11 protein-coding genes and 1 tRNA gene are annotated in these 11,841 nt (G+C 44.6%); 4 read left to right on the forward strand and 8 right to left on the reverse strand.

Annotated features, from left to right (window positions below; translation table 11 throughout):
* Positions 1-15 precede the first annotated feature (15 nt).
* Genes BC343_RS12895 through BC343_RS12920 form a run of 6 tightly spaced genes read right to left on the reverse strand, consistent with a single transcriptional unit; the run spans position 16 to position 7,536 of the window.
* On the reverse strand, positions 16-1,065 hold the full coding sequence (locus tag BC343_RS12895) for an NAD-dependent epimerase/dehydratase family protein (RefSeq protein ID WP_078348206.1): 1,050 nt from the start codon (positions 1,063-1,065) through the stop codon (positions 16-18).
* Positions 1,052-2,155, reverse strand: coding sequence for a CDP-glucose 4,6-dehydratase (rfbG, locus tag BC343_RS12900; protein ID WP_202909785.1), 1,104 nt, complete (start codon positions 2,153-2,155; stop codon positions 1,052-1,054). Before rfbG ends, BC343_RS12895 begins: the two co-directional genes overlap by 14 nt.
* Positions 2,149-2,922 (reverse strand): glucose-1-phosphate cytidylyltransferase, encoded by a 774-nt coding sequence (gene rfbF, locus BC343_RS12905; RefSeq protein ID WP_078348207.1) that lies wholly within the window; start codon positions 2,920-2,922, stop codon positions 2,149-2,151. The genes rfbG and rfbF overlap by 7 nt, the downstream gene beginning before the upstream one ends.
* A gap of 9 nt (positions 2,923-2,931) precedes the next feature.
* Positions 2,932-3,975 (reverse strand): ferredoxin--NADP reductase, encoded by a 1,044-nt coding sequence (locus tag BC343_RS12910; RefSeq protein WP_078348208.1) that lies wholly within the window; start codon positions 3,973-3,975, stop codon positions 2,932-2,934.
* A gap of 10 nt (positions 3,976-3,985) precedes the next feature.
* The gene (locus BC343_RS12915) at positions 3,986-5,065 is read right to left on the reverse strand and encodes a GumC domain-containing protein (RefSeq protein WP_078348209.1); all 1,080 of its coding nucleotides are present in this window, start codon (positions 5,063-5,065) and stop codon (positions 3,986-3,988) included.
* Positions 5,065-7,536, reverse strand: coding sequence for an SLBB domain-containing protein (locus BC343_RS12920; protein ID WP_078348210.1), 2,472 nt, complete (start codon positions 7,534-7,536; stop codon positions 5,065-5,067). Before BC343_RS12920 ends, BC343_RS12915 begins: the two co-directional genes overlap by 1 nt.
* Before the next feature lie 282 nt (positions 7,537-7,818).
* On the opposite strand from BC343_RS12920, the gene hscB reads away from it, so the two are divergent.
* Both hscB and BC343_RS12930 read left to right on the forward strand, forming a co-directional pair.
* Positions 7,819-8,349, forward strand: a complete 531-nt coding sequence (gene hscB / locus BC343_RS12925) for a Fe-S protein assembly co-chaperone HscB (RefSeq protein ID WP_078348211.1) — start codon at positions 7,819-7,821, stop codon at positions 8,347-8,349.
* Between the two features lie 13 nt (positions 8,350-8,362).
* A tRNA-Leu gene (locus BC343_RS12930) sits at positions 8,363-8,442 on the forward strand.
* 53 nt (positions 8,443-8,495) lie between these two features.
* On the opposite strand, the gene BC343_RS12935 is transcribed toward BC343_RS12930, so the two are convergent.
* Positions 8,496-8,963 carry a hypothetical protein gene (locus BC343_RS12935; protein ID WP_078348212.1) on the reverse strand — a complete coding sequence of 156 codons (468 nt, stop codon included), beginning with the start codon at positions 8,961-8,963 and terminating at the stop codon, positions 8,496-8,498.
* A gap of 95 nt (positions 8,964-9,058) precedes the next feature.
* Here BC343_RS12935 and BC343_RS12940 point away from each other — a divergent pair, with 95 nt between their 5' ends.
* Positions 9,059-9,616, forward strand: a complete 558-nt coding sequence (locus tag BC343_RS12940; protein ID WP_078348213.1) for a hypothetical protein — start codon at positions 9,059-9,061, stop codon at positions 9,614-9,616.
* Between the two features lie 34 nt (positions 9,617-9,650).
* Here the strand turns inward: BC343_RS12940 and BC343_RS12945 are convergent, their stop codons facing one another.
* A complete protein-coding gene (locus BC343_RS12945) occupies positions 9,651-11,039 on the reverse strand; it encodes a gliding motility-associated C-terminal domain-containing protein (RefSeq protein ID WP_162276864.1) in 1,389 nt (462 codons plus the stop codon).
* A 214-nt stretch (positions 11,040-11,253) separates the two neighbouring features.
* On the opposite strand from BC343_RS12945, the gene BC343_RS12950 reads away from it, so the two are divergent.
* Positions 11,254-11,829, forward strand: coding sequence for a hypothetical protein (locus BC343_RS12950; RefSeq protein ID WP_078348215.1), 576 nt, complete (start codon positions 11,254-11,256; stop codon positions 11,827-11,829).
* Positions 11,830-11,841 lie beyond the last annotated feature (12 nt).

Below are 11,841 nucleotides of genomic sequence, written 5' to 3' on the forward strand. Positions count from 1 at the left end.
ATAGTATTAGTGGTATTAAGCAAGGTAACTGTCAATTGTCCGTTTAAAGCCGGTGGCTATATCGGTTTGCGGTTGCCAGCCTAAAGTTAGTAATTTATCTACATTCGGGGTATTGCGCAGCAAGGGGCTTTTCAGGTAGCCATTCGTATCGACCGGTGCAACCTTAATAACCTTAAGGCCCGCGCTGCCAAGTTTTACTACAGTTTCGGCAAGTTCTAAAATACTATGCTCTGCCTGTGGGTTGCCTACGTTGTATGCTTCGCCTGGTTGGCCATTCAACAATACGGTAAAAAAGCCGATGGTGGCATCCTTTAAATAACAAAAGGCACGCCTTGCCGAGCCATCGCTCTTCATTTCTATATTTCGCCCGGCCAAAATATCGGCAACAAAATCGGCATATACACGCCCGTCGTCAAGCAGCATGCCCGGGCCATAGGTATGAAACGGGCGCACTACTTTGGTACTAATGCCATATTGCTTATAATAGCTTACGCAGATATTCTCGCCCATGCGCTTACTTTCGCCATAGCATGCGCGCACCTGCATTGGGTCCAGGTAGCCGTAATAATCTTCCTTTACAGGGTTATGCTCATCATCAACCTGCCCATACACCTCGCCCGAGCTAAAGTACAAGAACGATTCGATGTTTTTTTCGCGCGCTAAATTCATCAGGTTAAGCGTGCCGAACACGTTAGCGCTTAATGTACCCACCGGGTCGGTGCTGTAATATTTAGGGCTAGCCTGGCTGGCGGCATGTACTATAAAATCTATATTGCCGGGCAATTCTACGGGTGCGCTTACATCCTGCTCTATAAAACTAAGGTTGATATTATCTGCATAATTGGCAAAGCGTTTTTTTGCTTTCGCGAGATTACGCACCAACCCGATAACCCTAATATCCAGTGCTTCCACTTCGGCAACATACAACAGGCTTTCCACCATGTAGGCAGGCAAAAAACCATTAGCACCTGTTATAAGCACTGTTTTACCGGCAAAGCGTTGCCAATCAACAGCCGATGTGCGTATGGCCTCCAGGTCTTCCAGTACTATTTTATTGCCCGTCATCCGTGCTGTTTAAAAATGCCAGTATCTGTTCTTCGGTATAAGCCGCAGCCTCATCCTTATCCGTATAAAAAACCTTGTACCAGTCTATAGTGTATTGTACAGCCTTGGTAGCGTTAAATAAAGGTTTCCATTTTAATTCATCGATGGCTTTGCTGATGTCCAGTTTCAGCAAGCCGGCCTCGTGAGGTTGATTGGGGTCTACATTTGTGTAGTAACTACCGCTGCCCCAGCACTCAATAGCCAGTTCTACCATGCGCTTTACCGGGAAAGCATCATTAACATCGGGGCCGAAGTTGTAAGCTTGTGAATAAGCCTGCGGCGATTCGGCAAGTTTAGCCCCCAAAAGCAAATAACCCAATAAAGGCTCCAGCACGTGCTGCCAGGGGCGTACGGATGCCGGGTTGCGCACTTCTATATCTTTGCCTGCCGATAGCGCCCTTGCAATATCGGGTATCAGCCTGTCTTTAGACCAATCGCCCCCTCCTATTACATTGCCTGCGCGGCCTACGGCTATTGCCTTTTGATGTTTATCGTAGGCCTTGGTATTAAAGAACGAATTTCGATACGAATCGATAACCAACTCGGTACAGGCCTTGCTGGCGCTGTAAGGGTCGTAACCGCCAAGGCGGTCGGTTTCGCGGTAAGGGTATGCCCACTCGTTGTTGTGGTAAACCTTGTCGGTAGTAATTAAAACGGCGTTACATGGCTTATTTAACTTAGCCATAGCATCCAGCACGTTAGCTGTACCAATTGCGTTAACCTCAAAAGTTTCAGAAGGTATCTCATAAGATAACCTTACCAATGGCTGCGCCGCCAAATGAAAAATAAAATCGGGCTGAAAACTAGCTACAGCTTCGTTCAATGCCTCACGGTTACGCAGATCGGCAATTACCGACTGGCATGATGCATCGCCGCTAATAACACTGTACAGGTTCAGCTCGTTTTGCGGAGCCAAAGCATACCCTTTTACTTCGGCACCAAGCAGGCTAAAAATCTTAAGCAGCCACGAGCCTTTAAAGCCGGTGTGCCCGGTTAAAAAAACCTTTTTGCCTTTATAAACTTCTGTAAGCTTTTGCAGCATGTTTACCATATCTTCCAGGGCGCGTTGCCCGCATCCCACATTTCGTTTAAGTCGTGCTTGTCTTTCAGTGTATCCATCGGTCGCCAAAAGCCATGGTGGCGGTAAGCATCCATTTGGCCATCGGCAGCAATGCTTTCCATCGGGGCCTTTTCCCAAATGGTGCTGTCGCCATCTTTTATGTAGTCAAAAACCTGTGGCTCGCATACAAAGTAGCCGCCGTTTATCCAGGAGCCATCGCCTTTGGGTTTCTCAAAAAAGCTGAGTACTTCGTTCTTTTCGTTAATATTCAACACACCAAAACGCCCCGATGGCTGTACAGATGTAACGGTGCAATGCTTGCCGCCGGCTTTATGAAAATCAACCAGTTCTTTTATATTGATATTGCCCACGCCATCGCCGTAGGTAAGCATAAAGGGCTCGTTATTAATAAAGGGTTGTATGCGCTTTATGCGGCCGCCGGTCATGCTATCGTTACCGGTATCAACCAAAGTAATTTTCCAGGGTTCAGCCTGCGAATCGTGAACCTTTATAGAGTTGTCACTAAGATCGATGGTAACATCAGACTTATGGAGGAAGTAATTAGCAAAGTACTCTTTTATCACATAGCCCTTGTAGCCCAGGCAAACCACAAAATCGTTAAAGCCGAAGGACGAGTATATTTTCATGATATGCCAAAGCACCGGCATGCTGCCAATTTCTACCATTGGCTTTGGCTTTAGTACGGTTTCTTCTGATAGGCGGGTACCTAATCCACCGGCTAATAATACAACCTTCATATATCGTTTTTATTGATCAACTTGTATCTCTACATCATCGGTAAGCGGGAAACTGCAACATAATAAGCGTTGGTTGGGTTGCAATTCCGCAGGTAATTTGTCCACACCAATCACTTTCACATCGCCTTTTAACAGGCTGCCTTTGCAAACCAGGCAATTTCCGGTTTGGCAGGAGTATGGCATATCTATGCCGGCATCAAGCGCGGCTTCCAGTATACTCTTACCTTTTACCGCCTCAACCACAGTGCGTTCGCCGTTGTTGGTTATACCAATTGAGCGGGTTATAATGCCCTCAAAATCGGTGGGGTTGCGCACCACTTCAAAATCCTCTGAATATACGTTTTTACCCTCAATTCCTAAAGCGGCAAGCGCTGCTTTTACAGATTCCTTTAAACCAGAGGGGCCACAAATGTAATGGAGCGTATTCTCCAGTTTACCTTCGGCATGCATAACGGCTAAAACATTGCTGGGGTCTATCCTCCCCTGCACCAGGCGCGGGTTATTGGACGCAACCGCTAAAGCCGTATGAAAATGCCAGGCCGAAAAATTATTGAAGCCTGCCGATAACGCATCTATTTTATCCTGAAAAATAACCGACTCGGCATTGCGGTTACCATAAACCAGCGTAACGTGCCCTCCCATGCTCTTGTGCAAGGCATATTTTGCTATACTCATCAGCGGTGTAACACCACTCCCTGCGCCCCAAAGCACAATGTGAGTATCAGGAGTAATAGCGGCCTCGTTCAATATAAAATCGCCCATGGGCGGCATTACCTCTATCAGGTCATCAACCTTTACCTTATCAATAATATGGTTTGATACCACCCCGCCCGGTACTCGTTTCACAGTTACTTCGAGGTTGGCATCAACACCCGGCGCCGAAGAAAACGAATACGGCCTGATGTACCTGCGCCCGTTTATCCTGAAAGTTAAGGTGAGGTATTGCCCGGCCAGGTATTTTACTTTTTTTAATGCAGGTTGCTTAAAGGCTACCGTTACGGTATCATCCGTTTCGCGCCTTATTTCAACAACTTTCAGGGTAAGAAAAAGCATCAATTAAAGTTTAAGCCATTATTCGTTTTGCAATACGCCTAAATACCAAGCCCGCAGCAGTTATAAATATTCCGGCAATAAAGCCAATTGCAAGGCCTTTTATTTTACCCAATTTGTTAACCGCAAGAGGTAAAACCGGCTCATCAATCAGTTGTATCAATGGGGTGTCTTGCCTCAACGATATTTTTGATACTTCAAGGTTTTTTACAATTTCGCTGTAAATGGCGGTACTCGCCTGCACATCAACCTGCCGCCTTTGGCTTGGCACGCGTAAAGACGTCATGCCAGGGTTGGCATTGGGCGCAGCATCAATAGCAGAAGCAACTCCGCTTAACGACTGGTTTAGCACCGCTTTTACGCTATCTGCCTGCTTTTGCAGCAGCATAACATTTTGCCCGCTCTTTTTTGTTTTTGTTTGGGTGTAAAAATCGTTTACGGTTTCAACCAGCTTTATATTAAACTCTTTTGCAAAAGCCTCATCGGTGGTGGCAACTTCAACCTTTATAATACTCAGCTTTTTATCCGGTTTATTTACACTAAGCACCTTTTTGTTAAAGGTTTCTACAATATCAGTAATAAGGCTATCCTGAGTACGGTTAAAATTTGCCGGGGGGCCATCAAATGTTATCGAATCGATATCATTCTTCTTTCTCCATTTCTCGCGGAGCTCGTTAAAATTAACGTACCTATCTATAAGCAGCTGTTGCTTGCCGCCTATGTTTACTTTGGCCAATAAGGTTTTCTCGAGCATCACGCGCGAACGGTACAGCTCCAGTATATTATCGCCCTGGAATATGCCGCCTCCATCTTTCCCCAAGTCGATGCCGGCAAGCGAAGCCAAGCCCGCATACTGGCTTAAACCACCCATTTTATTACCTTCTTCTAACACGAAAGTTGATGTGGCCACATAGATGGGCTTTTTGTAAAACGAGTACCCCAGTCCTATTAAACAGCACACCACACCTACCGCCATTATAAGCATCCATTTAGAACGAAGGTAAGCAACATCCGTTTTCAGCGAGCCTATTAATTCCTTTAAAGATACCTCGTCTTGGTTTTCGGCTTTATTATTTTGTACTTTCTCCTGCATTATTTGCTCAAGTTTATAATGCCCAAAATTATAGCGCCTAATGATGCCAGCCCGGTTGTAATACCAATAACCTCGGGTGCGGATAAGCCGCGCCTTTCAGGTTTTTTGGTTACGTATATCTCGCTGCCGGGCTTAACCGAAGGATGCACATTAAAAAACAGGAATTTGCCGGTGCCACGTACCGTACCGTTGGGGTACACCACATAAGCCCCTTTTTTTGATGCACGTGCAGAGTATCCGCCGGCATTCATCACATAATCGTTAAACGATTTGCCTTTGCTGTATACCACAGCGCTCGGGTATAAAACTTCGCCGTTCACCCGCACCAATTGTTGCTGTTTAGGCACACGTATTATATCGTTATCTTCCAACCTCAGGTCAATAGAAGTCCCGGGTTTCTCCATTATCTTTTTCAGGTCTATACCTACAAAATTATTCCTTAACTCCGGCGTGGTATCTGTTATTGTAGAATCTTTATTGGCCTGTTTTAGGCGGCTGAGCCTGGCCAGGCGCTCTTTTTCTACCATGCTGGTATCTATACCGTTTTTATTTATACCCAAAATGGCAAAGTTATCGCGTTTAAGCGTACCTCCGTCGGCATCGGCATAAGCGGTTAACCCGCCGGCACGCGCAATCACGTCAGATATCCTTTCGTTTTTTTGTTTAATGGTGTAGTAACCAGGGTAAAGCACCTCGCCTTCTATTTTGATGGTACTTTGTTTTTCGTAACCGGGAAGGCTGTATACCGATACAATATCATAAGGCTGCAGTTTAAATGCACCGCCTGCATTTTTAAGCCCGGCATCGATATCAACTGTAAAAACCTGTGCCAGGCTGGTAGCGGTAGAGTTAGGGTCCCCGTTTGATACGCGGCGCGCTACTTCTATACGTTTAGGGCTTGCTCCTTCGTTAAAACCACCGGCCTTAATTATTAAGTCCTCCACGCTCATATTTTCGGCGTATGCAAAACTTCCGGCAGAACGCACCTCACCTTTTATAGAAACGATGTACTCGTCGCGCAAGTCAAATATCGATGAAATACTTACAATATCTTCTCGCTGCAACGTAATATCAGGCGCACTTTTATTAATAACCGCCAATACGTCAAACGAGATAAGCTCGGTAGTGTTATCGGGTTTCAACCTTGTAATACTACCGCGGCCGGTAAATGCATCTTCTTTTAAGCCTGCAGCATTTTTTATCAGTTGCGATAAAGTAAGCCCTTTTTGCAACTCGTATTCGCCCGGGCGGAAAACTGCACCCTTTATAGTAACGCGGTTTTCAAAACGCTCTAATATCTTATCAACAGTAAACTTGTCGCCGCGTAGTGGAATATAATTTTTATAATCAGCCTCAAGCACATCAGTGATACGGCGCTGCTGATCGCTAATTTGCGATACCTTAATACGAGCGGTGTAAGCCTGGTCGGTAAAGCCCCCGGCAAACCGTAATACATCCTGTAAAGTTTCGCCGGCCAATACTTCAAATAAGGCGGGGGTTTTTACTTCGCCGGCCAGTTCAACACGGGTGCGGTAGGTGGGTACGCGTATAATGTCCTGGTCTTGCAGGGCTATATTATCTTTTTGGTCGCCTTTTACTAAAAAGTCGTAAACGTCCAACCTGCGGATGATGCGGTTGTTACGGATGATCTCGATCTGACGAAATGAGCCGTTACTATTAGGGCCGCCCGCGGCGTACAAAGCGTTAAACGCCGTTGCGAGCGACGGCAAAGTATAAGTGCCGGGTTTAGTAACTTCGCCTACCAAAATCACCTTTATACTACGGATATTGCCAAGGCTTACCTGCACGCTGGTGCCGCGGCCAATGGCGTAGTTGTTTGCAGCCAGCTTGGTTTTGATAGAAGCGGTTGCCTGTTCAATGGTTTTACCCGATACATTTAGCACGCCTACGCCGGGGATATTAATATTCCCTTCGGGAGATACGTCGAGCTTCCAGTTAACCAGCGATGCACCGTACACATTGATGTTCAATTGGTCATCGGGGCCCAAAATATAATTTACCGGCGTGGCCAGTTTAAGGTTAGGCTCAAAAGTTATATTACTATTGCGAAAGAGGTTTGCACCAAAAATACGCGAAGAGCCCACAGCGGGGATATCGGCCGTGTCGGGTTTATAGTTAAGCCCGCGGGGCACTGCTATGGCTTGGGCATCGGCCTGGGTGGTGGCTGTATTAGTATTGTTTGTAGCCTTACGCACTGCATCTAACCTGCTTTGCAATAATTGACTCTGCTCTGCCGAAAGCCCTCGGCCTTGCAAGGCTTGCTGCAATTGCGCATCCGTTAAACCATTAGCCTGCGCCTGCTGCAAAATCTGCTTTATTTGCGCGTCGGTAAGGTCGTTTACGTTTACATTTGACAGGTTTTGTGGGATGCTTTGCGCGCTTGCGGGCATCGTTAAAGCCAGGCAAATTGTTGTAAAAAATAATAACAGGTAGATTTTTAATCTATTCATAAGGATGATCTAAATAACGCCGTGTTTAGGTTTAAAGATGCATTGATGAGCACAAAAGGCATACACAAAAATGTTGGCGATTTGATGTTGGCGAAGATCAAACATATTGTCGGCAGCGTGTTCAAGTGCACAAATATATACTAAATTATGATGCTTAAAATGCAAAAGTTAACGATGCCTGTGTTAACCGAAGATGCCCAAAAATGTTTTGCCAAAGGCCATAAAATACACGCATGGGCTTGCAAATACCACACGCTTAACTAAAAACGTTAATTTTGAGACATGAACTACTTTGAATTTTATAACATACCCGAAACCTTCCACCCGGATGCTGCTGCGCTGAAAAAGCAGTTTTATGCCCTCAGCAAAAAATACCATCCCGATTTTTTTGCCAACGAAGCCGACGAAAAGCAACAGGAAATACTGGAACTTTCTACCCTTAATAATAAAGCCTACCAAACATTATCCGACCCAAATAAGCTATCAGAATACATTTTAAAACAGCACGGATTGGTAAATGAGGGTGCAAAACCACAATTACCTGCAGATTTTTTAATGGAAATGATGGATATAAATGAACGCCTTATGGAAATTGAAGATGAAGGGCAATTAGCGTCAGTTACTACAGAAGTACTTGCCATTGAGGGTGATATAAACAGCGAACTTGCCACTTTAACAAATGGTTATGAAGATTTAGACGATACAGCCAAAGAAAGCAGGCTAAATGAAGTTGCAAATATTTACTACAGGCAAAAATATTTGTTGCGAATTAAAGAGAGTTTATCTACATTTGCAGCCCGCTACGGCAGATAGCTGCCGGCAAAATGCCCAGATGGCGGAATTGGTAGACGCGCTGGTCTCAAACACCTGTGGGAAACCGTGCCGGTTCGACTCCGGCTCTGGGTACGCAAAAAGCTCCATCGAAAGATGGGGCTTTTTTGTTTACAGCAGATGCCAATTTAGCTATCATTTAGCTTTCTCATTATCTGAATTAAAGCTTGCGCCGTTGCTGCAGCGAAATAAGGCCTTTCTGTGATTCTGTAACTTCCGCCAATTACACTAAATCTTAAATACTGAGTGCTTTTATCGAACATTCCTAATAAGGTTGTAAAAAACGACAGCTCGTTCAATATATCAGCCTCAAAAGCTTTGTCCAATGGCACAATAACATTATCCCGGCCTGCAAAAGTTTTTTCAGGCATCCACTCGTAAGTATAATGGCCTGCAGACGCCCCTTTTACGAGATTTTCATCAGTTTCCAAATCAAGCTTTATGATGACATGCCCGTATCTTTCCGCCGAAGATTTAAAGATTTTACACTCCCCTACGATTGGCAGCTTGTTTGCGTCGATAGGCAATGCTAACAGATCAATAATCTCTTTGTATTTCTCTGTGTACAAACTTAGTTTTTGAATAGAGTTAGCCATATTATATTTATGGATAGTTGTAAAGCCCAGCAAAATAACAAAACTAACGAGTAACATATTAGCCCTATCAAGTATCTAACTGTAAGATATATCGAATGGAGAAATTGATATCAAGGCTAAAACAGAATATCTTACTTCAACTCCTCACCATAGGGCTGCGGTATTTGCTTGGGGCTGCTTTTGTGTATGCAAGTATTTTTAAAATCGCCGGCATTAGGTTTATGCCAAAGCCCGATGAGAACACGCCGTTGAACACTTTGGGTCATTTTTTTGAAGCCATGTACCAAGCAGGTATCTACTGGCATTTTATTGGTTGGGGGCAATTAATAGCGGGCTTTTTAATGATGTCGCAAAAATTCAGCACGTTGGGTGCTGTGGCCTACTTTCCACTTATCGCCAATATTTTTGTGATAACTATATCGTTCAATGCTCCTAATATATTGCTCACCACATCGTTAATGCTGTTTGCTAATATTTATTTGCTTATTTGGGATGCGCACAGGCTGAAATTCATTTACATGCCCGTATCATCAACATACGTAGACAACGATTCATCTTTTTTGAAAAAGCATATCTGGACGTACATAGGCCTCGCATTATTCTGCATAGTTGTTTCTTTCCGATGGTTCCAAACTTATCGTTACTTGCATTGATACAAAACCCCTGCTGTACGGTAGCACTAAGCCCTTACCTCAAAATAGTCACCGACCCCGATATTTTTTGCTGTTTAACATCCGGGTAAATAATGTAATAGTAACTCCCCACAGGTAATGGCGCGCCGTTAAACTTGCCCTCCCAAGCCTTAGCGTACCCAACAGAATTATAAACCAGTGTGCCATAGCGGTTAAATATCTCCACACGGCATTTTGGGTACCCGGCCAGCGCAGGTATGCTCCAGGTATCGTTAACGCCATCGCCATTTGGCGTAAACGTATTTGGCGGAGCTATCGCACCAAACTTGTAAACTATTATCTCGTTCGATTTTATCGGCACGCCCTCGGGGCAACTCCCGGGCGTGGTAACCAGGCAGGTAATGCGGTCGAGCAGGTTCAAATCACTTGTAGTATATACGGGGTTGTTTGCACCAACATCAATCCCGTTAACCTGCCATTGGTAAGTTACACCGGCAACAATAGCCGCCTGTGCCGTAAACGTTATGGGCTGCCCCTTTTCAATAATATTATCTTTTGCCGATGAGCTGATATTTACACTGTTTGTGATACCTGTAATTAGTTTTACTGTAACTTCTTCAGATTGCGCTTCTATGGCTTCGCATTGGCTGTTTGTAACCGTACACTGTACTTTATCGCCATCAATAAGCCCGGCGCTTTCAAAGGTATCGCTATTGGAGCCTACCGTTTGGCCGTTTACCATCCACCTGTAAGTAACTCCGCCTATATTTCTCAAAGTGGCTTTAAAGGTGAGCGTTTCGCCCGTGCAGCCATTAACGTTTGCCGGCGAAATGCTAACGGAAGCGGAAGCAGGATCGATAACGTGAACTGTGAGTTCGTTAGAGTAATTTAAATTTTCTACAATGCACTTGCCGCTAAAGTTAACTTTTGCCTGTACCTTATCGCCGTCGTGTAATTCGTAATTTGCCGGAAAGTCAATTACAGCGCCCGGACCGGTGCCGGTAGCTACATCTGCCCCGTTTACCTGCCAGGTAAATTCCCAGCGTAAATTGGGGTCGTCTTCCTTTATGATGTTATAACTAAATTGTGGCGCCTGCCCTTTACAAAAAGTTAGGTTTGGTACTGCTGACGAAATTTGAGCACTTGCTACCTGGTTGCCATAGGCCTTTACCCCTGTAAGTACCGCTGCTATTTCCCTTTTGATTATTGCATCAGTAACTATGCAAACTATGTAATCATCCTGGTTAATATAATGAGTACTGTTATTGCGTAAAGTAAAGGTTCTACCGGTAGCCTCCTGCACTACATCATTCAATTTCCATTTATAAGTTTCGGGGGTAATATTATGGGTGATAATTGTAAATGTTACCGGCTGGCCCTTGCACGGAAAACGGTCGCTTATACTCAACTCGGCATACGGATCTGCAGTTTTGGCCGATGCCATTGCAGAAACCAATATAAAAATGCAACAAGCTAATATGTGCCGATGGATTTGCATACGGCTTAAATATAAAGAAATGTTACAGCTATCGCTGTAACCAATCGTTTTAATTACAAGTTAAGTAACCAAATTTTAAAAGAGATATCGGCTTTGCTGCAAGTCCGCAAACTAAACCCGCCTTTTACCCGTTGTCTCCTTAAACATCTAAACAATATTTATGAAGAAACTCATTTTATGCCTGCTGCTGCCATTATCGCTTACTACTGCCATGGCGCAGGACGCACAAATCATCCAGAAAGATTTTCAAACTATTATTGGCTACACCCGCAAACTGGAGATAGACAAGGTGCTTGACATGACCTATCCTCCTATCTTTAAAATTATGCCCAAAGCCCAAATGAGTGCCATGGCCAAAGGTGTACTAACCAGCATGGGTATTAAAACCGTTTACGAGGAGGTACCCATTGGCCTAACGCTTAGCCCGGTTACCAAAACCGCCACAGGAACCATTTGCCTGGGTAAATATAATCAGAGTATGATACTGGAATCTACCAACTCAGCCCTGCTTGATATGATGGTTAAAGCAAAAAGCGGCAGTAACAAAGTAGAAAAGATTAGTGCCAACAAAGTGCGTATGAAAGGCATTAACTACCTGTTAGCCATAAAAGATGCCAACACCGCCGGCACTTGGAAATACCTGCGCTACGATGACGAAGACTCCGCTACAAACGAACGTATATTACCAAAAGATATCGCCGCTGGTGCCGCAAAACTGAAAGCGGGGTTGAAATAACTTTTTCTAAAA

Source organism: Mucilaginibacter pedocola, assembly GCF_002013915.1.
In the GTDB taxonomy this organism is placed as follows: Bacteria; Bacteroidota; Bacteroidia; order Sphingobacteriales; family Sphingobacteriaceae; genus Mucilaginibacter; species Mucilaginibacter pedocola.

What these genes read in the sequence shown, in the direction of transcription:
- BC343_RS12895 (WP_078348206.1), bottom strand. Translation starts at nt 1,065, where the DNA reads ATGACGGGCAATAAAATAGTACTGGAAGACCTGGAGGCCATACGCACA.
- rfbG (WP_202909785.1), bottom strand. Translation starts at nt 2,155, where the DNA reads ATGGTAAACATGCTGCAAAAGCTTACAGAAGTTTATAAAGGCAAAAAG.
- rfbF (WP_078348207.1), bottom strand. Translation starts at nt 2,922, where the DNA reads ATGAAGGTTGTATTATTAGCCGGTGGATTAGGTACCCGCCTATCAGAA.
- BC343_RS12910 (WP_078348208.1), bottom strand. Translation starts at nt 3,975, where the DNA reads ATGCTTTTTCTTACCCTGAAAGTTGTTGAAATAAGGCGCGAAACGGAT.
- BC343_RS12915 (WP_078348209.1), bottom strand. Translation starts at nt 5,065, where the DNA reads ATGCAGGAGAAAGTACAAAATAATAAAGCCGAAAACCAAGACGAGGTA.
- BC343_RS12920 (WP_078348210.1), bottom strand. Translation starts at nt 7,536, where the DNA reads ATGAATAGATTAAAAATCTACCTGTTATTATTTTTTACAACAATTTGC.
- hscB (WP_078348211.1), top strand. Translation starts at nt 7,819, where the DNA reads ATGAACTACTTTGAATTTTATAACATACCCGAAACCTTCCACCCGGAT.
- BC343_RS12935 (WP_078348212.1), bottom strand. Translation starts at nt 8,963, where the DNA reads ATGGCTAACTCTATTCAAAAACTAAGTTTGTACACAGAGAAATACAAA.
- BC343_RS12940 (WP_078348213.1), top strand. Translation starts at nt 9,059, where the DNA reads ATGGAGAAATTGATATCAAGGCTAAAACAGAATATCTTACTTCAACTC.
- BC343_RS12945 (WP_162276864.1), bottom strand. Translation starts at nt 11,039, where the DNA reads ATGGCATCGGCCAAAACTGCAGATCCGTATGCCGAGTTGAGTATAAGC.
- BC343_RS12950 (WP_078348215.1), top strand. Translation starts at nt 11,254, where the DNA reads ATGAAGAAACTCATTTTATGCCTGCTGCTGCCATTATCGCTTACTACT.